Origin of the sequence: Pseudodesulfovibrio pelocollis (genome assembly GCF_030282845.1) — a bacterium.
GTDB classification, from domain to species: domain Bacteria; phylum Desulfobacterota; class Desulfovibrionia; order Desulfovibrionales; family Desulfovibrionaceae; genus Pseudodesulfovibrio; species Pseudodesulfovibrio pelocollis.
Window position 1 is genome coordinate 107,972 of the sequence record NZ_JASTWE010000002.1, and the last position, 22,118, is coordinate 130,089.

Consider the following 22,118-nt stretch of genomic DNA (forward strand, 5'->3'; position numbering starts at 1 on the left):
TTTCGTGCCGGTCGGCCTGCTGACCATGACTCAAACCAACGATGCTGTTGTGTCAGAATTTTCCTATGGCCGTCGTTATCTTGAAAGGAAAAACGCCGCTCCACTAGACCCGCTGCAACTCCCTCTAGCCAAGACGGATTATCAGGATGCAGGGGTGTTTCGGGTTTTCCAGGATGCCAGCCCGGATAGCTGGGGCCGTCATCTGCTTGATCGGGCTGCCGAGGAACACGGCCTAGCTCCCACTGAGTTTGAGTATCTTACTGCTCACGATCAGGATAACCGGATTGGAGCCCTGGCGTTTGGTGCTGACCTCGACGGGCCTCGCCCAAATCTTCCTTCTTGGCGACCTGAACACATTCCGGGAGAACACCTGGACTTCTCTGCCATGCTTGATGCCGTGGACAAGATACTGAACCACGAGGAACTTTCCCCGAGCCAGCGAAGATATTTTTTGCGCGGGTCCTCTCCTGTCGGCGGAGCCCAGCCAAAGGCCCTCGTTGATTATGACGGGAAAAAATGGATTGCCAAGTTTTCAAAAGAACTTGAGATACTGCCGACTTGCCGGATCGAGCTGGCTGCCATGAGACTGGCCGCCAAATGCGGCGTGGTGGTTCCCTCCTGCCAAGTTCTCGATGTAGGAGGCAGGGATGTTTTCCTCATCGAGCGTTTTGACAGAACAGAGAAGGCTGACAAACAGATTCGCAGGCACATGCTTTCGGCCACAAGCCTCATAGGCTCAGACGACCCACAAAAGGGGGCATACGGCGACGTGGCCATGGCCATCAGAAAATTTGGAATACCATCATTCATCAAGAAAGACCTTGAAGAGATGTTTCGCCGGATGGTGTTCAATATCCTGGTCAACAACTGGGATGATCATCTGCGCAACCATGCCTTCCTGCTCGACCGAGCTGCCGGACAATGGCGCCTTTCGCCTGCCTACGACATTGTGCCGCAACCCATGAGGGATGGGGACGAGGCCAATCGGCTGACGTTGGTGGTTGGGAAGATGGGAGCCAGGGCGAGCTTGGATAATGCCCTGTCCAGGTGCGGGGATTTCTCTCTGAAGCTGAATCAGGCCAGAGACATCATCAAGGACATGACTCAAATTGTCCAGGATGAGTGGATAACAGAAAACAAGGCTGCCGGGGTAAAGGTGGACAAGCTCAAAATGCTGGAGGAATCTTACCAACGTGCCTTGAAATAGCCAGCCAGTTCATCCAGGGGCAAGGGAGGAATGGGTCTCTGCGCCGAAGATTGATGAATCGAAGGGATTGAGATATGGCGTTTTGACGAAACTAAAAATAATCCACATAGAATGGAGGAAGGTATGAATCGTGTGATTATGACTGGAGTAGTGGCCCTCTTGCTGCTTGTCTCCATCCCCTGCTTCGCCAATCAGGAAAAAGGTGACAATGCCCCGAAATACGCAAACGAAACCGAAGCCTACAAAGCGTCCATCGAGGCTTGGGCCCAAAAAGTTGCCGTTGCCAGAACCAACGCCCTGAACACCTATCACGGTGTCCGTTTGACGGTTGAGAATGTCGTGTGGAAAAAAACGAAAGATCGCAAATTCCGATATGCTGGCAACACCTTTGACGACTACTCTATTTTGATAAAGCTGGGTGTAGTGAACACCAGCGCCGTGAACGTGACAATTTCCAATATCTTTTTTGACTTCCGGGATAGCACCGGAAGGCAAATCAAAAGTATTTATGGGCGGCAAAGCGTTGATCTCGCTCCCGGGCAGAGAGACAGTCTCGATCTCATTGCTCAAGTCTCTGAATTTGTCCCCAACCATGACCCTGCATGGGATGGCCAGCTTTCACTTCAGATCGTTCACGATATTCATATCAGAGACGTCAACTACGACAAAGGCAAGCTCGCAGCCAGTGGATATCCTTTCGTGGGAGAACGGCCTCGTGATCCTTTCTGGCTTGATGAAAAGGAAATCAAGTACATCGTAGGTTCTGCCGAAATGGAAGCCGGAGTTTACGATCAAAATGTGGAGTTTCCTGCTCGTGGATGGTGGCCTATTCCCGGTCAAAACGGTTCTTTCTCTGGCACAACCCCCGGCCCTATGGCCAAGGCCCAGCCCGTAATCGTTCAGGAGTATCCGAGTTACTTGCAGAAGGGCACCGGAACATCTGAAACGGATGAAGAGGGCAATTCCGTGGAGGATTCGGTCGAGGCCGTGAAAACGACTGGAGAAGCTGCCCAAAGCCTCGGGCGCACCGTCAGAAGCATCAAAAGCATCTTTGGTGCGTTCTAGATTACGCCATGACCAAATCCATTCCTTTGGAAAAGTGGATTGGAACCGAGTTGCAACGCATTGAGTCCTTCGTAAGATTCTGGACGAAATCGAACAAAACCGATCCTGGGAAGCACCCTCTCAAGCTCAGTAAAAAGGAATGGGAGGAGCAGTTTAAAAACTGGATCGTGAAGTAGGCTTTCCCATAGCTGAAACGAAAGGCCATCTGCTTGAGCGGGTGGCCTTTTCACTTGGCCTGTTTCTTAGAAAATGAGTTCTTTTGGCTTGTGAAAAATGCTATAATTTCAAAGAGCTTTCAACCAACCAAAGGAGAGAAACAATGATCCAGTTCCACCAAACCGTCATGGGCCACAGATTCTTTGAATCGCAGATTCCTCAGCTTATTCGTGTCCTGAAAAACATCGCAGAGAAGCTTCCTGAACCCAACGTGGCCACGCCAAGGGTTGTGGTCACGGTCGGTGAAAACGGCGTGGCCGAAGTATTCAGCGATCTGCCGGTGGAGGTTCTGATCGTCGATTACGATGTGCCGGACGACAGCCATGCCGGAGTGACGAAGGATGCCAGCGGCCAGACATGCGCCCTGCACATGGAATCGGCGCTGACCGATCCTGAAACCGTGCAGCGGGAATACTCCAACTGGCAGAATCGCCAGAAAACCGATGAGGAGCTTGTCGCCGCCTTTGCCAAGACCATCTGCGACCGGGGGTTTGACGAAAATGATCTTGATTTCGATGTTGACGAGATAGTCAGCAAAATTTCCACAGAGATCAACAATGGGGGACTGCATGCCCAGGTGGAATTCCTGCTTTCCCACATGGGGGAAAAAGGCATGCGGGAATGGGTCGAAGAGACTTACCCCGCACCAAAGGCCAGATAGGCGAGAGACTTTCGATCCAAATAATCCGAATCAAGGTGGGCCGGTTTTCGGTTCACCTTTTTTCGTGCTTTTTCTCTACCGGCCTTACTGCCGCAACGGAAATTGTGTATAATTAGGCGAGGCGAAATGCGTCATTTCGCAACAACCAACCAAAGGAGAGAAACAATGAGTTCAAAGAGTGCTTCCGTCATGGCAGCATCCGAAAAAGTGGACAGGGCTTTTCAGATAGTGGATCTGCTTGCCAATTCCAAGAAGTACGGCACGGAGCTGGACCCGGCTGACGTTGATCCTGACGATGCCGAACAGTTCGTCAACGGCCTCATCGACATGGCCCGGAAGATCACGGATGCCAAAACTGAAACCAACGACCCGTGGGAAGAACACCCCGACTACACCGTTTCCGACTGGCAGTACGCAGTTGGTAACGGCGACACCCGTTCTGGCTATTGGGAATGGGTTGCCAACCAGACGGCCCAGACTGAGGAGGGATGCGAACCATCCTAGAAGGCAAATAATTAAGTTGCCCATCAGACCAGCGTCATCACGGCGCTGTTTTTTTTTGCTCCATGCACTTTAAAAAACGCCCCGCTCGCTGCCAACAATCTACGGGCGGGCTGATCTGCCCCACAAAAATAGGAGGGCTAATGACCGAGTACAAGCTGGTGAACTTGGCAATTGAAATTCTCAAACTGGAGAGGAAAAAGCATCGCTTAGAGCTGCCGCGACAAATCGAGGAACGAGAATTGACCCGGCCCGAAATGGAAGAAGTGGAAGACTTGGAAGACGACATTTACAGATTTGGAGTTGAGCTTGCACAAGCTGTATATGCCCGTTTCACGCAGGTTCATATGATGCTTGAGGAGTGCGATCTTAAACTGTTGGCTATTGATTCAGAAAGGGACCCCGAATGACCGAAGGTGCGCAGAAAATGAGGAAGTTGGCTTCTGTCGCTCAATTAGTTAGAGCAATATTGAATAGTTAGCGGCGCGCACTGGACATCCAAAATCGAAGGTAGGGAACAAAAAAAAGCCACTCTGTGACAGGAGTGGCCTTTCTGTTTCAAAGGGCTACGGGGTTTAATCGGTGCACACCCCGCCCTCACAATCCTTCCTGGAAGAGGAAGGGGTTGTGCGGGACAAAAGCACGCTCTGCCCCTGCTGGACAACAAGCACCTCCAAGAACTTGTTCATCTTTTGCAACTCCTCCAACTGCTGGTCAAGTTTTTCAGCCACCAGCATCTGAGCCTCCATGAGGGTCTGCGGGGAGCTCGCCGGTTGAGTAGCTCCGCCCTGAGCCCGCACAGGGGAAACCGAAAAAACCAAAATGCAAAGCAATCCGAGAATAGCACGCATACTTTTCTCCATATCTTTTGGGGGCGGGAGCGCCCGTTAACCGCCTATGAGTTTTTGCAAGGCGTCCTGATTGAAGCCGCGCAGGACTGTGCCTTTGACCTGGAAGAAGGGAGTCGCATTGAATCCCAAATTGTTGAGGGCTTGGGCATTCGTGGAAACCTTCTGGGAATATTTTGCATCAAGCAATGTGTAGAAAGCTTCTGCCGTGCCTTTGAATAGGGTCGGGAACTGCCTCTGATACTGTCCGAGGACAAGCAGAGAAACGGCCTTCATGGTGTTTGCCTTGGGCGCTTCAAGCGCGCCATAGGTGAACTCCAAAACATCTTTCACATCAAAGCCCTGCTCGATGGCATAGCAGATGACCCAAGTGGCCGCGGCACTTCCGGGACTTCCGGCTGACGGCATGTGGGCCACATTGAATTCCCCGATCAAATCCAGGTGTTGAGAAAGGAACTGATATCCCTTTTTGCAGTAGTAACAAAAGGGGTCAGTGAGGAACACGATATCGGTCTGTCCGGTTCCCTTAAAGGCAAGTGACGCCAGCTCCTTGGGGATGGAGTTTTGCATCACGAGCTGTTTTTCTTCTGCGCTGAACATGGCATCACCGCCAGAGGCCAGAATGCCCACAAACGGCATAATCAGGGTACCGGTGGAATCGGTCGTGAAGATGGAATTTTCCGGGATACCATACCTTGCGACCCCGGCCACGTGAACAGTCACCCCAAAGAGGACCGTGGACCCGATCATCAGGGGCTTGACTTCTTTGATGGTGATGGAATTTCTGCCTATCAGAATATCCGGAACCGGCTCTTGGGTTTTGGCTGCGAGGGCATCCTGTCTTGCGGCCAGGACCTTGTTAATTTGTTGGGCCATGTTCTTTTGAACTGCGCCGACGTCCAAAATGACTTCCCCGGGAGAAGGGACAGTCGCAGGTTGGGGATCATTGGCATGTTTGCAGCCAACAAGCACGGCTGCCAAGAGGAGGAAAAGGACATAAGGCTTAATCGAAATCATCTGGGACTCCTTGTTGTATTTCACCTCTATGTTTTGCCCCTAGCCAATCAAAAAAACATCTCACCTAATTTGCGAAGGTTCAGCTCCCCGTGATAAAATCAACTTGCCGAGCCCTTTTTTTTTGTTTGTCCAGGCATGAGAAGAAAGAGACAGACAAGGTAAACTAGGGTGATGGCTGAAGCGTTGGGATTGTTTCGAATTCACCCAGAACAACAAGGACATTATGCCGCCTCTCAAGAAAATCACCTCTGTCTCAACATGCACCATCTGCAACTCCGTCTACGAAGGAATTGTTGAACCTGGGCAAATACTCCCCTGTGGCCATGAGGCAACCATCTTCGCGGTGGATACGGCAATCGTCGAAGCTCTTCAGACGAGCTTGGAGCCGGAGCGGCCTGCATCCAAAGCAAATGTGATGATGCTGATTGCCTTCGGGCGTGCCATGCAGATCCGCAGGATGAGCACTTGGCTGGGGTACATCCTGATTTTTGGTTTGACCATGCTCTACTACGCGATTGAAGAGAGCTCGTTTCTGTTTGGCAATCTCTTTTTGGCCAGCAGCGTTGCCTGTGTTTTCATGGAGACGATGTACAAATTTCCGAGCGTGATGATCACAGGCTTTTTGGCCGGCAAAATATGTCCTCCAAAAGCGTATGCTCGAATTCAAGCATACGTGGAGCGGGATTGCTAACGGGAAAGATCGGGAACGTCGTTGAAATATAGAAACCACACGGTCTTTGCTGTCGCCCTGGGCGTCGTGGCCAATGCTCCCATTCCAGCTCTGGCCGGCATCTCGTTTGGGAGTCTTTACCCTGACAAAATGGATGCTTTTCTTTCGGGGGGCTCGGAGCGCCTTTTCTTCCGTGTCCACCGCGGTTTTTCCCACTGGCCATGGACATACGTGGTCATTTTCATGGGCATGCTGTTTTATCCGGACTTCATGCGGACCCTATACGGTCAATTCCTGATGGGCATCGCTGCCGGTTCAGCTCTACATGTTCTGGGTGACATGTTCACTCCGGGCGGGTGCCCGATATATCCATGGAGTCTCAGGAAGAAATTCGGATTCGGTTGGTTCAAGACCGGCACCGTGGCTGAGTATTTCTTTACGTATTCCTTTGTTTTGCTATGCGGACTGGCTGTCGGAATTCAATACCTGTTCTGGGGGATTGTTCCGGATCTTCATATCGGTGCCACAATCATTGAGGCCAAAAATGTCTATTGGGAGCTGAAAGAGGTTATAGTTCGGAATTTATAGAAGCACCCCCCGCTTCCGGAGAAAGCACCTCTCCGAAGAAGCCTGACCAGGCGGTCGTTGTGCTCCTACGACCGCCAACAAAAAGGCCCCCACATGGGGGCCTTTCCTTTTCACCAATCAACCAGCCCAGGGCTAGTTCACAGCTTCCTTGAGTTCCTTGCCGACGGAGAACTGAACGACCTTGCAGGCCGGGATTTTGATCTCGGCGCCGGTGCGCGGGTTGCGACCGGTGCGTCCTTTGCGCTCGGAAACTTTGAAAGAGCCGAAGCCGGTCAGGGAAATTTTGCCACCGTTTCCGAGCTCGGACTTGATGACGTCCTGGAGGGCTTCGAGATTCCGCAGGGCGTCGGCGTTGGAACCACCGGTTTTTTTAGCCATTGCCGCAATAAGTTCCTTTTTGTTCATGACAAATCTCCTTGTTTCACCAACCAGCGTCGGTTGGTATTTGGTTAGTCGTTTCCTACGATATCCGCAACCTCATCCGGGACAAAGCCGGGAGGGATCGCGATATAACCTTTATCATCAAGACCTCTGAAGAAATTCATCAGGATTTCTTTCTTGGGCTTATTGGGTGGTGTTTGGGTCAGGATGTGCTCCATGTGATCGAACGATGCATGCAGCCCTCCCACAGGAATTCCGCGAGTGGACAGACGGGAAATCAGGACGCCGGTCAAGCGAGGAGTCCATCCTAGATCAAACAGCTTCGGCCAAAGCTTTTTGTAATCTTCGTCGCGCAACTCCAGCAAATCCCGGGCAACCGTTTCGTCTCGGGATAATGGGGTGGAGGTTGGCTGGCAGGCCAAGCGCAGCTCGTCCAGGCAATCGAGCATGGGCCGTTTGAGTTCAATCCGGATTCCTTTGCCGTCATCACCGGTCAACATTTCCTTTTCGAGGAATCCGGCAGCTTCAGCTTTCCCCAGGATATCGCGCAACGTCCTGTACATGACGCCTGTTGACGATTCAATTTTTTTGAACGTCGTCAGGTGGTTGCCCTTCTCAATGAGGTAGGCAGCAATTTTCTTGCGATTGGATGTGGAGAAAAAGGAAAGCGGGTCCATGCACACCTGACATTTTTTAATTAATTGTCACTTGTTAGCCATTTTTTACACTGACAAAAATTAATGTCAAGGACAAAAAACCACCGTCATACTTAGGTCGTGAAAATATATTTTTCACTTTCTATGCCATTTTTTCACTTTTCATATTGTCAGAGGTCGCCGGGAGGGTGTATAATTGAACTGCGGCAGCGCCGGCCGATAATCCGGGACGCAAGACCGACAAGCTCTTTGACATTTTCGGGTCTGTGGTGGCTGAGGCCAACACACACACTCTTGGCAAAGGAATACCTCATGAAACACCATGTTCATGCGAGACAGGAATCCTTTCAGCACCGCTCCGAACTGGACGGAGTAGGATTGAGCCGATCCTGAAACTGGCCGGGGAATACTCCCCCGGCCACCACAGCCCCGAAAAATATGGTTGACGACACAAGACAGATAATCCCTGAGGGACAGCACGCAGCGCAGAATGCGCCTCGATGCTGAAAGCAGGGGGCACAGAATCCTCTCCCGCTTGATCTTTCGCTCCGGAGCGGAGTAACAAACTTGAAGGGGAACGAAGCGGATTCAGGAATCCATGGCAACCTGTATCCAACGTTTCCATAGGGAGCATGGGCCGCCCTTTGACCCCAGAAGGCCCGAACACATTCCCCTCACCTCCTCACCCCAAGCCTCGGGATGACCCGTCACTTGTTGACGGGTCATCCCCCTGAGGACGGGAAGCACTTTTCGATTCAGGTTTCTCTCCACCTGATCCGGGGGAAGGTTATCCTCTCTCTAACCTTCTCCCAAATTTCCGCTCGTCGACCAACTTAAAAAAAGCCTCGCCTACCTCTCTCCGGGCGAGGCTTTTTTTTGCGCACAAACAGCTTAACACTCCACATTACCGAGCAAATTTGCTATAATTACTCGTCACCAATCAACCTTTAACGAGGAGAGAAACATGGGCCTTTATGAAGCACTGTCAAAAGTCGTAGCTGGCATGAAGCACAGGAGCGGAACGAAGTTCGAGACACTGAACAACTTCGATTTCAAGGCGGTTCGTGACGAAGTTCTGGAATCGGAAGGGATCTCCGTCGAGATGCTAATGGGGGAAGGATCACCGTTTGCCCTTGAGGGAATATCCTTCTTCCCCTCCAAGCCCAACGAAGCGGCACATGTGGAGCCCGCCGACGACACGATCTGGGAAGCGGCTTAACCGCCCGCCTCTCCGGCCCTTCAACCCCGCTTCTGGCGGGGTTTTTTGTTGACGGATATGCACCACAGTGTTTAGTGTCGGTCCAGAAACACCCAGATTATCCTGTGTTGTTTCTCTCCTGAAGGCCTCTGGGGTGTGGTTAGCCCCGCAAGGAGGCCTTCGCTTTTGGAAAGCAAGAAGGCTCCGGGGTTTCCCCTGGAGCCTTCTTCAGTTCTAGATCCAATTAGCCATTGAGTGTGTTCTTCAGCTCTTTGGCAACACTGAATCGGACTTTTCTCCCGGGCGGGATTTCCATCGCCTCACCGGTTTTGGGATTCCTGCCCATTCGCTTTTTGGTGGGGACGGTTGAAATCGTGCCAATTCCGGCCAACCGCACCGCCCCTCCGCCGATGAGCTCCTGCCTGATGACAACCATGATTGTGTCAAGGGCAGACGTCGCCTGCATGAGGCTGATACCTGCGCTCTTCGACACTTCCTTGATAAGCTCGTTTTTTTTCAACACAATACTCCCGGTATGGAGTTGCACCTGAACACACACAGAAAGAATTATATAACAGTGAGAAGTTTATTGCTACCACCGTTGCTACTCCGCTTTTCTGGAGATATAATCTCCATATGACAAACCCTAAAATGCCACTAGAGATTTCATTTTTGATCAGGTCTACCCAGAGGAGTCGTTTTTTTGACCCGCAGGCAATATTTGAGGATAAGGCAAAAGCGCATTCCCTTGAGTTTGTAGAAGGCCCTTGTAACGAAGTGGACCTGTTCGAAAAAACACTCGCGCTGGCGGCACTGTTGGATGAGTCCCTGGAGCTAAACTTTTGGGAAGGCTTCTATTTGACGAAACAACGCATCGCCAAACGACACTTCTGGATTAATTACGGCGAACGCCATATCTCCATTAAAAGGGAAGACGCCACCCCAGAAACTCTTTTTTGGGGCATCCGAATCCCGGAAGCAATCCTGACCGTTTGTACGCTGAGTGCCCCCATTACAACAAGCCGCGGATGTCTGGATATACTGGCCACATTTCCGGATCACGAACTAGAACAATTAACCTGAATGATGATTTCCACGTAAAAACCCCGCTCTTGGCGGGGTTTTTACCCTTATTTGGCGCAGGCATTTCCTCTACATGAGGAATATCAGACTCTTCTGGCCGGACGTCTTGTGGCCACGCCGGGCAATACGCCCTGCCCTCCCGACTTCCGGTACTTCTTAATATTCTGGAGATGACTTTCGGCCCTGGACAAAAAGAATTTGACCGAAACCCCCTTCTCTCCACGCAGAGTTTTTTGAAACAGAACGAGCAAAACCGAGATGGGTTTATGCAGCCTTCCACACTCTCCACCGAGAAGAGCCGCCTGCAATTCTGCCTGGTACTCGACGGCGCGGGCAATCTCGGATTTATATTGCATCGGAACCTCCAAACTTTTCGCACACGGCCTTGATCTTGTCTTCATTACTTGGGAGCGTGGAAACCTGTTCAATGTATTCGATCAGGACCAGACGTTCCCAAACGGAAAGCCCTTCAATTTTTTTGCAGAGAATTTGCCTATCAATCTGAAACTCATCATCGAACACATCCTCTGCTGAAGGATCGTATATGCGGCTTTGCAAACCGTGATGCACCCAAAGGCGCAATTCTCGATTTGATATCCTCACGGCAAAAAGTCTTTGGAGGATGTACAAAACTTCGTTTGCGCTCATGGCATTTCGAAGCAAGGCCATTCCCTCCAGAATCAAGCGATCATATCTCGCGAGATCGGTTTCAACCCGCTCGGAAAAGCTGCTCCCCGGAAGAACCCGACTTTCTATCGCGGCGCAAACCGCAGGCAGCAGCGTGACTGTTTTTCGTTCCTTGTTTCTTTTCGGTTCCGGCATGCGTCTGATTATGGTAAAATGTATGACACGACGATTCGTTTTACCTGGTCAATGTCATACTTACTGTCATATCAAGATAATTGCAAGGAGAACCGACTAAAGATGCTCAAAAGAATCATTTGCCGAGCCTTTGGAAATCAACTGCGCGGCCTGGATTCAGGGGTCACATTCAGACTTGATTCCATCCCCTTCCCTTTCCGTGTCCTCAGAGCCATCGGAAAGGTGTCCATCGATCACATTGGCCCGAATCGCTGGGCCATTCGCAAAGCCTAAAACCACAATCCGCGGAGACTACATGCAGGGACTCAATCTTTTCCTCGAAACTCTGGCCCAGGGCGACGACAAAAACACCATCTTTCGGATCGTTGAAAACGGCAGAATAAAGAAGGTTACGTCCAAGGATGTTCGGGGGTGGCTGATTGAAATTGGCCGTCAGCAGATGATCGAAAAAACGGCCACGCAACTTGTCATGGCCAACCCGCAGGACGCGAAGGAAGCATACCTCAAGCTGGTATCGCTCGTCGGGCCGCAAAAAGAACAGAAACATGCGGCCTAGTTGTAGTTTTAGGCGCTGTTATTTGGTAAAATAGTTTAGCTAAAACCAACCATTCCAAGGAGAGAAGCAAATGCAGTTCACCGTCATCAACAACAAGATTGTCACCACCATGAAGGCATGCCTCGGACTGATCGCTCCGCGTGACCCTTTCAATCTGGCCCGCCTGACCACCGAAGCCGGTTCCATCGAATTCAACTGCGCGAACATGAAGGTTTTCTGTTCGGCCAAGATTCCCGCAACCGTCGAAACATTCGGTGTTGCTTGCGTCGACCTAAAGACCATCTACAACGTGCTGTCCAAGCTCCCCATGGATGTGGACATCACGTTTGCCCTTGAAACCGGTGAACGCAGCGAACTTGTCATTTCGCAGGGTCGTCGCAGGTACAAGCTTCCTGTTTCCAACCAGCACCCGGAATTTTTCGACGCAACCCCCTTCCCCGAAGAGGAAGCCTTCCTCGACGAGGAGCATGCCATTTCCAAGGCTCTCGACAAGGTGAAGCCGTATGTGTCCTCCGAGGAATCACTGGAAGCAATCTCCTGCGTCCTTCTCCGCGGAGAAGGAAACAGGTTGAGCGTGGTCGGCCTCAACGGACATCAGTTCGCCCGCGTCTCTCAGGAAACGGAATTCACCAACATCCTCAATGGCGACTCCCTTGTGGGTCTTCGTGGCCTTCAGGAAATCAAGGGGTGGTTGGGCAACGGCAAGGAAACGGAATACGCCTTCGACGAGAAAAGGATTTTCTTCCGGCAGTCCGTGGACGGCATCGTCACCACTTTTTCGATGCTTCTCTCCAGCTACCAATACCCCCACTATGGCAACTTCATTGCCAGGGTCCAAGAATGCGAAAAGCCGGTCAAGCTGATCTGCGACCGCGCCGAAATGATTGACGCAATCAATCGCCTCTCGATCTTCGCCACCGATAACAACCGGCAAGTCCTCTTCAAGATCGACACAAAGACCGGGGAATTCATCATGTTCAACTCCGGTTCGGAAACCGGGAACGGAGTGGAGCCGCTGGAAGTCGCGGTCGACGGCACCCTTCCCCCCATCAGCTTCCCCGCTGCTGGTCTGTCCTGCATACTCAACACCTTTTCCTCAAACAAGGTGTGCCTGACCATCACCGGGTCGGAGAGCCCTTGCCTCGTCGTCGGCATGGATGATCTGGATAACGGAGTCGAAACGATCCTGATGCCCATGATGGTTCAAAAAGATACCTACTACTGCGAAGAAGCGGCCTAACCAAGCACAGTGCCAGTCATCGAAAGGCCCTCTCTGATCGTTCCTCAGAGGGGGCCTTCAACTTGCCACTCAGAAAATTTCAAGGCAAAGAAGCTCTATGCGAATACTCCGATTCATAATACTCATGGTTCTTGTGATTCCCTTCGCCGCACTTGCGGAGGTCAAAGAGGATTTGACCCTGAAGGCAGACAAGGTTTGGTTCAGACAGGAAACTTTTTCAGTGAAAGGTGACGCGGATCATGGCCAGTATCGACAAGTAAAGTTCGTCATCCCTGAAGGCAATCTACTTCTCGGACTTGATGTCAAAGTCCTTGCGAGGTTCCCCGAAAACGAATCCCCTTTCTCTGCCCTGTCCACAACCGGTTGGCGTTTGACGCATATCGACAAATTTCCCGAATACAACTCTGGCGACCACCCGGAATCGTCGTTTACGATTGAAATGTGGGCGCACAAGTATGGCAATTGGCATGCCCCCAGGCGAGCGGAGATTTCGTTGCAAGTTTCGTATGTCTATTACGACCTGGCTGGAATTGAGGCAGTCGAATTCAATCTTGCCGTCGATGAAACCCTGAAAAACATCCACCCCATGCCGACACACATTACCGCGCAGGATGCCTTTGAAAAAATCGACCGGACGGACGGGCCTATCAAGGGGATAGAGGAAGTTACCCTCAGATCGGACGAGAGATGCTATTGGGGCTCTCAGCCAAGCTGCACGGACTGCATGATGGTCAGGTATAACAACAGCACAGGAAAAAGAACTTTACGCTACTTCTACAACGCCCGTCCCGCAGACGGATTCTGCGAATAGTCCTCAGAAAACTCCCCATAAAATACGAATAACCCCACACAATCATGTGGGGTTTTTGTTGCTTTTTGAATTTTTGCCTATTGTAGTAGGCAAAAGTTTGATAAAATTACGCATCGATCAACCCTCAAGGAGAAGAAACCATGTTTGCAGAATTGAAAGAAATCATTCCCGCCAACGGCACGTTGCAAATCACGCTCAAGGCGAAGGACGGCAAGCTGAACGCTTCCATCCTGCCCGTCTTCCCCATCACCGATGTGACCATTCCCGGCAAGTCCACCTACGACAAGGAAAGCGTCACGGTGAACAACATCACCCCGCTCCTGCTTTCCGGGTCCATTGAGGACTTCGACGCCGAGTTCATCAATGCGGTGCGCGACTACACCCCCGCCGTGATCGGATTCCAGAGCAACGTCACCGAGGCCAAGGCTTCCTTCGACGCAAAGCTGGCCGAAATGAAGGACAAGGCTGATGCCAAGAAGAAGAATGGCTCCAAGTCCACCCCCACTCCCGAAGTGGACCGAACCGAGGGCGATGTGGACGAAGAAAAGGTCAAAACCCTGACCCATGTCCCCGCTTCGGACGGCAACTTCCTCAGCGCGATCAAGGACGCGAACCTGCCGACCTTGGAAGATGCCCTGACCAACAGAATGAGCCTGACCAACGCCGAAGCCATTGCCAAGGAGATCAAGAAGATCAACGGCAAGGACTTGGCAGAAACCCTGACCGGCCCCCTGTCGGCATGGTTCAAATCCGAAACGGACCCCGGGCAGAAGGACCAGATAGGCAAGCGGCTCGTCAAGATCACCGGCAAAAGCCTTGAGGAACTCAACCTCGTCGCAAAGACCCTGTCCCTTTTGGGCTAAAGGAGAAAAGAAATGGCTCTCGCAGTAGAATCTCTGCCCCGCAAGTTTGAAATCAAGATCGGCGGCAACACCATCGTTCTGGATGACCCGTTTCCCAACCTTGGACCGGAGGAAGTCAAAGACATGCTTCTCCAGCAATACCCTGAACTGGCAAGCTCCAAGGTGGAAGGACCGAGACTGACCGCCGATGCACAGGTGTTCACCATGTCAGCCGGAAAGGTCGGCGTGAAGGGATAGTCCCATGCCGACCACCACGGAACTTATCAACGCTTGGAGAGAGGAAGGGCGATGCGAAACGCGACCGCAAGAGCTTGGGAACCTGTCGGACTGCATGAAGGACAGTCACAACCTGTTCAGTCGTGCGCTAATCAGTTCGGACGGCTCTTTGGTCCGGTCTGGCGCAAAACACAGGAAGAGGACGGTGGCTCCGTCCTCGCTCCTGGCTCCGCTTCTGTAGCCCTCCCCGATATATCCTCTCTGGACATATCTCTCTCTTCGCACACTGTGGGCCGTGAGCAGGAATGGCTTTCCAAGGTCATTCCTGCCCCGGAACGCTTTCTGTCCGACCTCTGGCCTTGTTTGCAATCAATCGGGATTGAGGAAAGGGATTGGCCTGTCGTAACAATCGCACATGAGATCGCCATACATTATTGGCGGGAACTTCATGCTTGGGCCAAGGATAACCGCTTCAACTATCAGATAGGCCTCAACGAGCAGGAATACAGCATTGATCTGGCTCTGTCGTACAGTTCATTTCTTGAATACGACATGTACATCGTCCCCCTTGAAATTCTGAACAAATACGAATTCGCTGATTACGGCTTATGTCGATTCATCGGGCAAGGCATGGCTCTCCTCAAGACCATCGGTTTTGAGGATGGGGATGATTGGGTGGAGTGGTATTTGGAGAATCAGGAAGAGTGGCTTGAGGAAGACGAGGAACCGGAAATATTTCTACAAGAGATTAAGCCGAGGATACAACAGCAACGGGCCTTTCACCAGGAATTGACCAAATTTTCCGACAACACCCGCTGTCTGTTTGAAACATATATCGCAAGCGAAGGCGTCGACTTGTTCTGGCAGGATTGGGGCAGAAAGATTTTGTCTGCTATCGATAATTTGGGCGATCTTGGTCAGTTCAACGCTGATGCCGATGAATGCGACGATGATTGCGACGACATGGACGAATACAAAATGTCTTTCCGTGAGCATTTTGCCGTGGGAAATGCTGAAAACGAAGTCTGGGATTTCATGAATGACATGTTTCGGGACAAGATCTATAATGAGGGATTTTTCGAACCAACAGTCCAAATCCGACTCTCGAAAGGGAGTCTCGATGAAGCCCTCTTTTCTCTGAAACAGGTGTCGGAAACAGGTAGAATGTTGTACAATTTGGGTGAAGTTGCCTGTGATCTGTGCGAACTTTGTTCTTAGGAGAGAGAAATGGAATCATTCAGCGACTACACCCCGAAACAGGCCATTTTCATATACCGCAACAAGGCCAACAACGTCCATCTGAGGACACATGACCTGCATATTCAGGATAATCGCCCGGTCCTCGGTGAAGGCCGGTCAATGAGCGACGAGGCTATCAAGGCACTGATCGTCGATCTGGGGAAGAACGTCATTACCCAACGCGGTGGCCTTCTCCCCAAGCGCGTCCTGTCCGTTCGGCCCAACGGTGACATCCTCTGGTGGGTCAAGGCAGCAAGGCGGCAACTCAATGTCCATGAATGTGTGGGCATCAAAAGCGGCATTGCGCCCTTCCCCGCCCTGCTCTTCGCTCTCAAGGACTCCACGCTCAAGGCGTTTGCTCTCAAAAAGACAGGCACTCCGACCGAGCAAACCCGCCTGTACAGATTGCCCCTCTGGAATCTCATGGGAAGTCATGGTGGCATGTGCATGGGCTCGGCCGACTTTCAGACCGAAGGGACTTACCGGGAGATTATCGAAAAGGCTGAAGATGGATTTTTCAATTCACAGTTCTCTCATGCCAATGAATCAGCCTGTAAGTCCGGGTCCATTTCGAAAATGTGGGCTGCTCTTGTTGGTACGGACAAACCCTTTCCCAAGGACGAATTGTTGCCCTGCGGTTATCACAACGTGGGCGAATTCATGAAAGCCAGCGGTTTCTAGGAGATCACGATCATGCGCCACTACATCGAACAGAAATTTCTCAACCCGGTCCACCCTGTCACCATCGTTGTCGTCGGGGCCGGTGGAACGGGGTCACAAGTCCTGACCAATCTAGCCAAGATGTCCCACTCCCTTCGCCAGCTTGGACACCCCGGCCTCTATATCGTCGCGGTGGACGACGACACCGTGTCCGAAACCAACATTGGACGACAGGCTTTCGGCCTTGGCGATTTGGGCCAGAACAAGGCGAGCATCCTCATTTCGCGCCTGAACGCATATTTCGGAACAGACTGGACCATAGACCCCATCCGTCTCGAAAAAGACCTTCCCAAGGCCATAGGCGGCATCAGTTGGGGTTATGTGGACATGCTCATAACCTGTGTCGATTCGGCCAAGGCACGAATTGAAATCCTGTCTGGGATTTCGGCCCTACCTGACAACGAGAAGCCGACCTATCACTTGGATTTTGGGAACAGGAAAAAAAGCGGTCAGGCAATCCTCGGAACACTCAAGCCCGTTTCGCAGCCAGAAGGATTGGAAGACGCTGTAGACTCCCTTCCCACGGTTCTTGATCTGTTCCCTCACATTGCTGATATGGACGACGAGGCCGATCTTCCGTCCTGCTCCACTCGCGAGGCTCTTGAAAAGCAAGACCTGTTCGTGAACTCAACCCTTGCCAATTTGGGCATGGACCTTTTTTGGACCTTGTTCCGTCAGGGATACATCGAGATTCATGGCGGCTTTATGAGCGTGAACCAGTTCACCGCAAGTCCTTTGCATATCAACTTTGCAACGTGGGAACGGTTCGGATACAAGGCTGCGTAGCATGTCAGAAAAAAGGCAACCAGAATTCATCTTCCAGGCGAACCGGAAAAACCCGGAGAAAGGTGGTAAACCCATCCACCTATCAGTCTTCGAGCTTTTCCCTGCGAAGCTTTGGAAGAATGTTCCGAAGGTGATTGAAAATTACGGACAACACGTTTCTCTGTTCGGCCTATACCGCCTGCGGATTGACCGGCAGTGGTTTTCTTTTCATCCGAACTATCTTTTTTTGACCTTTCATGAGGCTTGGCGCGTCATTGGTTCAATGACCTCTCAGGCTATTCAGGTGCCGGTCAATTGGGATCATGACTATCACCATTTCGAGCGTGGTGATCGGGTTCGCGCCAAAAGAACTGAGTGGTTTGTCAAAACTGTAGTCCTGTCCTCAACGATTGATGATTTTGGGATCGAATGGGTGAAGGTACATGGGCATCCCGACTTGATACCAGCCAACACCCTCTCTCCTTCTGAAAATCTGGATAGGAGCAAGGCCACATCATATTCCGAGGCCGTTGCCAAACTCTGCAAGGGCATGGCCCTCTGGCATTGGCCTGAACTTCCGTATCGCAAACAGCCTCTTCCTGAATCATGGGAAGTCATCACCCAAGAGCAGTGCGCTCAAAGGGGCATTGACCCCAAACTGTCAACGGTCGTGGCTTTGCAGCTCGGCGGCATGTCAATGCACGAAGCCGAAGACTTTTTCCGCACCCTCTTGCCTTAATTTCCCCCCTCTTTTTTTCGTATAGGGCCTTCAATCTCCCGATAATAGGAGGTTGAGCCATGCCCGAGCATAAATCTTGGGGTCACAGAATCAGTAAGCTCAGGTTTCCGGGGATTGAAAAATGCTCCGCACCTGGCTGCGCGGCCCATCCTGAATTCCGCGTCTTCCTCATGACCGGCAGTGGATCTCGTCGGCTTAACTACTGTCGTGCTCATGCTTTCGATTTTTCCAAGAACTATCGCGTGGGAATGCCTCTTCTGGATTCGGAAGATGCTAAACGAGTCGACCTCCACCGTTTCACAGATGAAGCCTTGGGCACGCTTTTGTCCCGCATCAATGATGAGCAACGGAATCGCCGGCAACGACCTGATGACAAGATGTTTTCCTTCGACGAGATCGGCATGGGGAAGGCTGCTCCGTATGCTGCCAGGCTCCGAATCAAGGATGGGAAGGTCGACAGGTTTTTCTTCAAGCTGCAGTGGACAGACCTGGGCCATGGTCGCGTCAGGGTTCATGGCAAATACACCGTTCGCCCCGGAAGCATCGTTGAAAAGCGCATCGATGACACTGACGGCCACGGGAGCTGGAATCGCTATCTTATAGACGAGGACGGCTCAGAAGTCCTGGTGGCCATGAAAGATGATCGGGAAAGAAACGAGCAGGTGGAGAAATATTTGAAACGAGAAACAGACCGTAAACGTTTTACGGAAAGTTGTGAGGGATAAAGTGAATCATTTTTCGGGACAAATTCCATTAAAAGGGGACGAGGTGTTTCTGGTCCACGAGCCCACTCCAGGCAGCCCGGTCTGGTCGGTTGTTAGCGCTGTTGTCGACAGAGTAGTATATTCGACATCAGGCAAGCCAACCAAAGAACCTAGAGAATGCGTCCCTCTTTTCTATTTGAGGGGAAAGTGCGGCGACTTCAAACGCGACGACATTTATGTCTCATTTGATGATGCTCTGTTTGAGGTTGAGGCACGCCAACTTTTCGGCGGTCTGAAAAACTGATTTCTCAAAAAACATATTATTTCAAAATACTAGCGCTATAAAAACTCGATTTTTCGATAAATCTTTTTCCCGATAAATTTGTAAATCAAGTTGTTGATTTTTCGCTTTCGTCATTTTTCACAAAATCAATTTCCCAATTCCTAAATTTTTCAAGAACTCCGTTTTCTGAAAAATGGGGTTCTTGATTTTTGTTGTTTTCAATTTTTGTATATTTCCATTTTTTGATTTTTCTATTCTTGCTTTTTTTGTTTTTTGTGGTTAAGGAGTTTTTGAGAAGTTGATTAATCGAAAAAGGCAAAAATTGATTTTTGGGAAGGAGGGGCCATGTTGAGAAGGGTGGTTGTCTATCTGGAGAAGGGAGGGGTCGGAAAAACGATGACCTCAATCCATCTCGCCGATGGCCTGGCTCGTATGGGAAAAAAGGTCACGTTGATTGACCTCGACCCTCAGGGACAGTGCACTGTCAGGCTCGGCCTGGTGAACAAGGAAAAACCCAAGATCAGGCTTTCTGAAGTGATCCGATCCGGCTGGCCCGAAGGCATGAGCAACAAGGAACGCTTCAAAAACCTCGTTATGTATGCACGCCCCAACCTTTTTCTCATCCCGGGCAGTCGAGACCTGACGCCAATCCAGTTCCAGCTTGCCAGTACCGGAGACTGGGAAGGATCATTGCAGCGTGCTCTGGGATTCTTTGAAGACTCTGCGATGGATTACGTCATCATGGACACAAACCCTTCGTGGACTCCTTTGTCGGCCATTGCCCTGTTCTGGGGCACAGAGCTGGTCTTCCCCGTGGAAACCAGCTCGTCGGCCGCCTACAGCATTTCCCACTTCCAGGACGAACTGGTGAAGGTCCAGGAGAGGAAGGAGGGAGAGCTTGAGGTGGTCTACATCCTGCCCACTCGGAAGAAGAACACACGAGAAAGCGAGGGGATTGTCGAAGATCTCAAGACGGCTTATCCAGACAAGTTTTGTGAGCCCATTCGTGAGCGCACGGCCATGGCCGAGTGTGGTGGCCACGGTGAGACCATCTGGGAATATCAGCCCAACGACGACTCCGCGGAAGACTACATGAATTTCGTCAAGAAAGTGATGAGCCGGGAGGTGAGGTGATGTCGGCGAAAAAGAAGGACAGAAAAAAACTGGAACTTCCCCCCCTGGACGCTGAAAAGGCTCTTGAGGCAGGGGCAGACGAGCTGTTCGGTGAGGATGATGAAAATCAGACAAAAAAGACCGATCCGGTTCCTCCTAAAAAAGGTAAGCCCGAGGCGGTTGCCAAGCCTCCAGTGAAGCACAGCCCACCTCCGGCCCCTTCCGAGCTGACCGTAGAAGAAAAAAACGGCAAGTCCGGTTTGTTCGGCGTGGAAGAGACCATCGAACTGAAGGGGCCAAACAACGTCTTCGGAAAGAGCATCGTGACGGCCGCAGCAATCAATGGAGATGGCTGCATTTATATCCCGCGATCTGTCTTGAACAAGATCCAGCGCCTTGGAGACGAGATGCAGGTTCATTACCACAAATCAGCCCGGGATACAGCCAATCGAAACATGGTTGTCGGAATTCTGGAGTATGCACTTGAAGACATTCGGCAGAAAGGAGAATCCAGCTCCATCCTGAAAAGGTTGTCAGAAATGTGATCGTGCAGCTCGGCTATTCTTCAGTCAAGACGGGATGTTTCAATTTGAACTTCCCGTCTTTGTTTTGCACAACTTCATAACCACATTCCTTTGCAAACGATTCAAAATCCCAAACCCTCTTCTGCTTGATCAACTGGTCCTTAAACTCCTGACGGAATACGGCAAAAAGGGGAGTATTTGGAAATTTCTCTGGATCATACTTTTCTCTGTGAAACGGACTCAACTTCTCAAGAAAAGCATTAATCATCTCTTGGCGTTTGGCTTTAGGAAATCGCTTGAATGCACGATCGAAACGAATCTGAAGGCGCTCATCAAATCTTTCTTTCAACGTCAAAACCACATCTTCGGAAGTTTTGAATCCCGAAGTAATAGGTTTGACGTCCTGGACTTTCTGACTGTCGGGAACCTGCTTGAGATAAATAGTGTTCTCAAAAATACTGAAGTCGACAGCAACCACCTTCGTTCTGGCTTTGACCTCTTTCACGTACAGAAAAATATCTGAAAAAGCGCAAATATCATTAATGGCTGGAGTAAGCACAAACTTTTTGAATTCTCCAAACGTAGTGTATTTGCCTTCGATGGATAGTTTTTCCCTGAGCTTGTCGACTGGCCAGGTGCGAAACCCATGAATGAGATCCGCCTTGAGCAACTCATAAAGCTTATAGGCATATTTTGAACAAAACCTGTTGAGGTGATCTATCATGAACTCCGTGTAGGAATTCTGTCGACCGTCAATTTGCAAAAAGCACGGCTTGAGCTTGGGGTTAAACGAGAAGGTGATGTAAGCACGCCCGTCATCGGACTTGGATGCGGGCACATACCCGAACGAATCGAGAACGACGATCGAGTAGAACCCTTCCTCGGAGTTGTCCTCCAAGGCTTTTTTACTGACGAGGCCAGAACCATCGGCCTGAATTTCCTTTATGACCCGCTGGATAAGGGGCTTGCGTGAAGTCAACGGAACTCTGACCTTGCACGAACTGTATACTCCCTCAAACTCCTTGAGATCTTTGTAGCACCTCCGAATGTCCTTCTTGGTGTCCTGGGGGTTGATGTACTTATCAGCAAATTCGTCGAGATACATTTTCTCAACACGAAAATCGTGGTCCACCCTTGAATTGAGCCTGGTCTGCAACACTCCGAGAATCTTGAAGTGGGAGGCTGTCCATTCTGGCCCAAAAGTGAGATACCGAATGGCGTCGTCGACTTTATTGAATATCCGAGAATAATCCTTGTTGGGATTTTTGTGCTTGAATTCCGAGGGTGTATTCGTAGGCATTCCAACCCCACCTTTTTCGATGAAAGTTTTCCTGTTTTGAGCTAATAGTTCTCTAGCAGAAATATGAAAGCCGGAAAAGAGGGAAATTTTCAGGAAGTCAGGGATTTCAATTTGCCTGTTTTAAAGAAACTC

General features: G+C 50.8%; 29 protein-coding genes. 21 read left to right on the forward strand and 8 right to left on the reverse strand.

Features of this window, described 5'->3' with window-relative positions; all coding sequences use genetic code 11:
* Window positions 1-4: 4 nt before the first annotated feature.
* The 5 genes from QQS14_RS01725 (at window position 5) to QQS14_RS01745 (ending at window position 4,060) form a co-directional block, all read left to right on the forward strand.
* Window positions 5-1,207 carry a type II toxin-antitoxin system HipA family toxin gene (locus QQS14_RS01725; RefSeq protein ID WP_285905162.1) on the forward strand — a complete coding sequence of 401 codons (1,203 nt, stop codon included), beginning with the start codon at window positions 5-7 and terminating at the stop codon, window positions 1,205-1,207.
* A gap of 123 nt (window positions 1,208-1,330) precedes the next feature.
* The gene (locus QQS14_RS01730; protein WP_285905163.1) at window positions 1,331-2,272 is read left to right on the forward strand and encodes a hypothetical protein; all 942 of its coding nucleotides are present in this window, start codon (window positions 1,331-1,333) and stop codon (window positions 2,270-2,272) included.
* A 319-nt stretch (window positions 2,273-2,591) separates the two neighbouring features.
* Window positions 2,592-3,149 (forward strand): hypothetical protein, encoded by a 558-nt coding sequence (locus QQS14_RS01735; protein ID WP_285905164.1) that lies wholly within the window; start codon window positions 2,592-2,594, stop codon window positions 3,147-3,149.
* 165 nt (window positions 3,150-3,314) lie between these two features.
* Window positions 3,315-3,653: a hypothetical protein gene (locus QQS14_RS01740; protein ID WP_285905165.1), complete on the forward strand. Its 339-nt coding sequence runs from the start codon at window positions 3,315-3,317 to the stop codon at window positions 3,651-3,653.
* A gap of 140 nt (window positions 3,654-3,793) precedes the next feature.
* The gene (locus tag QQS14_RS01745) at window positions 3,794-4,060 is read left to right on the forward strand and encodes a hypothetical protein (RefSeq protein WP_285905166.1); all 267 of its coding nucleotides are present in this window, start codon (window positions 3,794-3,796) and stop codon (window positions 4,058-4,060) included.
* 165 nt (window positions 4,061-4,225) lie between these two features.
* On the opposite strand, the gene QQS14_RS01750 is transcribed toward QQS14_RS01745, so the two are convergent.
* Window positions 4,226-4,501: a hypothetical protein gene (locus QQS14_RS01750; RefSeq protein WP_285905167.1), complete on the reverse strand. Its 276-nt coding sequence runs from the start codon at window positions 4,499-4,501 to the stop codon at window positions 4,226-4,228.
* A 36-nt stretch (window positions 4,502-4,537) separates the two neighbouring features.
* Entirely contained in the window at window positions 4,538-5,515 is a 978-nt protein-coding gene (locus QQS14_RS01755) for a DsbA family protein (RefSeq protein ID WP_285905168.1), read from the reverse strand.
* 223 nt (window positions 5,516-5,738) lie between these two features.
* Between QQS14_RS01755 and QQS14_RS01760 the strand changes: the two genes are divergently transcribed.
* Together QQS14_RS01760 and QQS14_RS01765 are read left to right on the forward strand one after the other, a co-directional pair.
* Window positions 5,739-6,206, forward strand: a complete 468-nt coding sequence (locus QQS14_RS01760; RefSeq protein WP_285905169.1) for a hypothetical protein — start codon at window positions 5,739-5,741, stop codon at window positions 6,204-6,206.
* A 21-nt stretch (window positions 6,207-6,227) separates the two neighbouring features.
* A complete protein-coding gene (locus tag QQS14_RS01765; protein WP_285905170.1) occupies window positions 6,228-6,773 on the forward strand; it encodes a metal-dependent hydrolase in 546 nt (181 codons plus the stop codon).
* Window positions 6,774-6,905: 132 nt separating this feature from the next.
* Here the strand turns inward: QQS14_RS01765 and QQS14_RS01770 are convergent, their stop codons facing one another.
* Window positions 6,906-7,178, reverse strand: coding sequence for an HU family DNA-binding protein (locus tag QQS14_RS01770; RefSeq protein ID WP_285905171.1), 273 nt, complete (start codon window positions 7,176-7,178; stop codon window positions 6,906-6,908).
* A gap of 44 nt (window positions 7,179-7,222) precedes the next feature.
* Window positions 7,223-7,831, reverse strand: a complete 609-nt coding sequence (locus QQS14_RS01775; protein ID WP_285905172.1) for a hypothetical protein — start codon at window positions 7,829-7,831, stop codon at window positions 7,223-7,225.
* Between the two features lie 943 nt (window positions 7,832-8,774).
* On the opposite strand from QQS14_RS01775, the gene QQS14_RS01780 reads away from it, so the two are divergent.
* The gene (locus QQS14_RS01780) at window positions 8,775-9,029 is read left to right on the forward strand and encodes a hypothetical protein (protein WP_285905173.1); all 255 of its coding nucleotides are present in this window, start codon (window positions 8,775-8,777) and stop codon (window positions 9,027-9,029) included.
* Window positions 9,030-9,252: 223 nt separating this feature from the next.
* Here the strand turns inward: QQS14_RS01780 and QQS14_RS01785 are convergent, their stop codons facing one another.
* Window positions 9,253-9,528 (reverse strand): HU family DNA-binding protein, encoded by a 276-nt coding sequence (locus tag QQS14_RS01785; protein ID WP_285905174.1) that lies wholly within the window; start codon window positions 9,526-9,528, stop codon window positions 9,253-9,255.
* 116 nt (window positions 9,529-9,644) lie between these two features.
* Here QQS14_RS01785 and QQS14_RS01790 point away from each other — a divergent pair, with 116 nt between their 5' ends.
* Entirely contained in the window at window positions 9,645-10,091 is a 447-nt protein-coding gene (locus QQS14_RS01790) for a hypothetical protein (protein ID WP_285905175.1), read from the forward strand.
* A gap of 83 nt (window positions 10,092-10,174) precedes the next feature.
* On the opposite strand, the gene QQS14_RS01795 is transcribed toward QQS14_RS01790, so the two are convergent.
* A complete protein-coding gene (locus tag QQS14_RS01795) occupies window positions 10,175-10,447 on the reverse strand; it encodes a hypothetical protein (RefSeq protein ID WP_285905176.1) in 273 nt (90 codons plus the stop codon).
* A complete protein-coding gene (locus QQS14_RS01800) occupies window positions 10,437-10,913 on the reverse strand; it encodes a hypothetical protein (protein ID WP_285905177.1) in 477 nt (158 codons plus the stop codon). The genes QQS14_RS01795 and QQS14_RS01800 overlap by 11 nt, the downstream gene beginning before the upstream one ends.
* A 295-nt stretch (window positions 10,914-11,208) precedes the next feature.
* On the opposite strand from QQS14_RS01800, the gene QQS14_RS01805 reads away from it, so the two are divergent.
* The 12 genes from QQS14_RS01805 to QQS14_RS01860 all read left to right on the forward strand — a co-directional run bounded on the left by QQS14_RS01805 (window position 11,209) and on the right by QQS14_RS01860 (window position 20,707).
* Window positions 11,209-11,469: a hypothetical protein gene (locus QQS14_RS01805; protein WP_285905178.1), complete on the forward strand. Its 261-nt coding sequence runs from the start codon at window positions 11,209-11,211 to the stop codon at window positions 11,467-11,469.
* 70 nt (window positions 11,470-11,539) lie between these two features.
* Entirely contained in the window at window positions 11,540-12,709 is a 1,170-nt protein-coding gene (locus tag QQS14_RS01810) for a beta clamp domain-containing protein (protein WP_285905179.1), read from the forward strand.
* Window positions 12,710-12,833: 124 nt separating this feature from the next.
* Window positions 12,834-13,520, forward strand: a complete 687-nt coding sequence (locus QQS14_RS01815) for a hypothetical protein (RefSeq protein ID WP_285905180.1) — start codon at window positions 12,834-12,836, stop codon at window positions 13,518-13,520.
* 140 nt (window positions 13,521-13,660) lie between these two features.
* Window positions 13,661-14,383, forward strand: a complete 723-nt coding sequence (locus QQS14_RS01820; protein ID WP_285905181.1) for a PRTRC system protein E — start codon at window positions 13,661-13,663, stop codon at window positions 14,381-14,383.
* Between the two features lie 12 nt (window positions 14,384-14,395).
* The gene (locus tag QQS14_RS01825) at window positions 14,396-14,620 is read left to right on the forward strand and encodes a PRTRC system protein C (protein WP_285905182.1); all 225 of its coding nucleotides are present in this window, start codon (window positions 14,396-14,398) and stop codon (window positions 14,618-14,620) included.
* A gap of 51 nt (window positions 14,621-14,671) precedes the next feature.
* On the forward strand, window positions 14,672-15,817 hold the full coding sequence (locus tag QQS14_RS01830) for a hypothetical protein (protein ID WP_285905183.1): 1,146 nt from the start codon (window positions 14,672-14,674) through the stop codon (window positions 15,815-15,817).
* A 9-nt stretch (window positions 15,818-15,826) separates the two neighbouring features.
* Window positions 15,827-16,519, forward strand: coding sequence for a PRTRC system protein B (locus tag QQS14_RS01835; protein ID WP_285905184.1), 693 nt, complete (start codon window positions 15,827-15,829; stop codon window positions 16,517-16,519).
* Between the two features lie 12 nt (window positions 16,520-16,531).
* Window positions 16,532-17,344 (forward strand): PRTRC system ThiF family protein, encoded by an 813-nt coding sequence (locus tag QQS14_RS01840; RefSeq protein ID WP_285905185.1) that lies wholly within the window; start codon window positions 16,532-16,534, stop codon window positions 17,342-17,344.
* A 1-nt stretch (window position 17,345) separates the two neighbouring features.
* Window positions 17,346-18,062 (forward strand): hypothetical protein, encoded by a 717-nt coding sequence (locus QQS14_RS01845; RefSeq protein WP_285905186.1) that lies wholly within the window; start codon window positions 17,346-17,348, stop codon window positions 18,060-18,062.
* 59 nt (window positions 18,063-18,121) lie between these two features.
* Entirely contained in the window at window positions 18,122-18,787 is a 666-nt protein-coding gene (locus QQS14_RS01850) for a hypothetical protein (protein ID WP_285905187.1), read from the forward strand.
* Window positions 18,788-19,394: 607 nt separating this feature from the next.
* The gene (locus QQS14_RS01855) at window positions 19,395-20,183 is read left to right on the forward strand and encodes a ParA family protein (protein ID WP_285905188.1); all 789 of its coding nucleotides are present in this window, start codon (window positions 19,395-19,397) and stop codon (window positions 20,181-20,183) included.
* Window positions 20,183-20,707: a hypothetical protein gene (locus QQS14_RS01860; RefSeq protein ID WP_285905189.1), complete on the forward strand. Its 525-nt coding sequence runs from the start codon at window positions 20,183-20,185 to the stop codon at window positions 20,705-20,707. Before QQS14_RS01855 ends, QQS14_RS01860 begins: the two co-directional genes overlap by 1 nt.
* 13 nt (window positions 20,708-20,720) lie before the next feature.
* On the opposite strand, the gene QQS14_RS01865 is transcribed toward QQS14_RS01860, so the two are convergent.
* Window positions 20,721-21,986: a replication initiation protein gene (locus QQS14_RS01865; RefSeq protein ID WP_285905190.1), complete on the reverse strand. Its 1,266-nt coding sequence runs from the start codon at window positions 21,984-21,986 to the stop codon at window positions 20,721-20,723.
* Window positions 21,987-22,118 lie beyond the last annotated feature (132 nt).

Bases quoted from the DNA above. Each gene is read 5' to 3' on its own strand.
- QQS14_RS01730 (WP_285905163.1), top strand. From the start codon at position 1,331: ATGAATCGTGTGATTATGACTGGAGTAGTGGCCCTCTTGCTGCTTGTC.
- QQS14_RS01735 (WP_285905164.1), top strand. From the start codon at position 2,592: ATGATCCAGTTCCACCAAACCGTCATGGGCCACAGATTCTTTGAATCG.
- QQS14_RS01740 (WP_285905165.1), top strand. From the start codon at position 3,315: ATGAGTTCAAAGAGTGCTTCCGTCATGGCAGCATCCGAAAAAGTGGAC.
- QQS14_RS01745 (WP_285905166.1), top strand. From the start codon at position 3,794: ATGACCGAGTACAAGCTGGTGAACTTGGCAATTGAAATTCTCAAACTG.
- QQS14_RS01750 (WP_285905167.1), bottom strand. From the start codon at position 4,501: ATGCGTGCTATTCTCGGATTGCTTTGCATTTTGGTTTTTTCGGTTTCC.
- QQS14_RS01755 (WP_285905168.1), bottom strand. From the start codon at position 5,515: ATGATTTCGATTAAGCCTTATGTCCTTTTCCTCCTCTTGGCAGCCGTG.
- QQS14_RS01760 (WP_285905169.1), top strand. From the start codon at position 5,739: ATGCCGCCTCTCAAGAAAATCACCTCTGTCTCAACATGCACCATCTGC.
- QQS14_RS01770 (WP_285905171.1), bottom strand. From the start codon at position 7,178: ATGAACAAAAAGGAACTTATTGCGGCAATGGCTAAAAAAACCGGTGGT.
- QQS14_RS01775 (WP_285905172.1), bottom strand. From the start codon at position 7,831: ATGGACCCGCTTTCCTTTTTCTCCACATCCAATCGCAAGAAAATTGCT.
- QQS14_RS01780 (WP_285905173.1), top strand. From the start codon at position 8,775: ATGGGCCTTTATGAAGCACTGTCAAAAGTCGTAGCTGGCATGAAGCAC.
- QQS14_RS01790 (WP_285905175.1), top strand. From the start codon at position 9,645: ATGACAAACCCTAAAATGCCACTAGAGATTTCATTTTTGATCAGGTCT.
- QQS14_RS01795 (WP_285905176.1), bottom strand. From the start codon at position 10,447: ATGCAATATAAATCCGAGATTGCCCGCGCCGTCGAGTACCAGGCAGAA.
- QQS14_RS01800 (WP_285905177.1), bottom strand. From the start codon at position 10,913: ATGCCGGAACCGAAAAGAAACAAGGAACGAAAAACAGTCACGCTGCTG.
- QQS14_RS01805 (WP_285905178.1), top strand. From the start codon at position 11,209: ATGCAGGGACTCAATCTTTTCCTCGAAACTCTGGCCCAGGGCGACGAC.
- QQS14_RS01810 (WP_285905179.1), top strand. From the start codon at position 11,540: ATGCAGTTCACCGTCATCAACAACAAGATTGTCACCACCATGAAGGCA.
- QQS14_RS01815 (WP_285905180.1), top strand. From the start codon at position 12,834: ATGGTTCTTGTGATTCCCTTCGCCGCACTTGCGGAGGTCAAAGAGGAT.
- QQS14_RS01820 (WP_285905181.1), top strand. From the start codon at position 13,661: ATGTTTGCAGAATTGAAAGAAATCATTCCCGCCAACGGCACGTTGCAA.
- QQS14_RS01825 (WP_285905182.1), top strand. From the start codon at position 14,396: ATGGCTCTCGCAGTAGAATCTCTGCCCCGCAAGTTTGAAATCAAGATC.
- QQS14_RS01830 (WP_285905183.1), top strand. From the start codon at position 14,672: ATGCGAAACGCGACCGCAAGAGCTTGGGAACCTGTCGGACTGCATGAA.
- QQS14_RS01835 (WP_285905184.1), top strand. From the start codon at position 15,827: ATGGAATCATTCAGCGACTACACCCCGAAACAGGCCATTTTCATATAC.
- QQS14_RS01840 (WP_285905185.1), top strand. From the start codon at position 16,532: ATGCGCCACTACATCGAACAGAAATTTCTCAACCCGGTCCACCCTGTC.
- QQS14_RS01845 (WP_285905186.1), top strand. From the start codon at position 17,346: ATGTCAGAAAAAAGGCAACCAGAATTCATCTTCCAGGCGAACCGGAAA.
- QQS14_RS01850 (WP_285905187.1), top strand. From the start codon at position 18,122: ATGCCCGAGCATAAATCTTGGGGTCACAGAATCAGTAAGCTCAGGTTT.
- QQS14_RS01855 (WP_285905188.1), top strand. From the start codon at position 19,395: ATGTTGAGAAGGGTGGTTGTCTATCTGGAGAAGGGAGGGGTCGGAAAA.
- QQS14_RS01860 (WP_285905189.1), top strand. From the start codon at position 20,183: ATGTCGGCGAAAAAGAAGGACAGAAAAAAACTGGAACTTCCCCCCCTG.
- QQS14_RS01865 (WP_285905190.1), bottom strand. From the start codon at position 21,986: ATGCCTACGAATACACCCTCGGAATTCAAGCACAAAAATCCCAACAAG.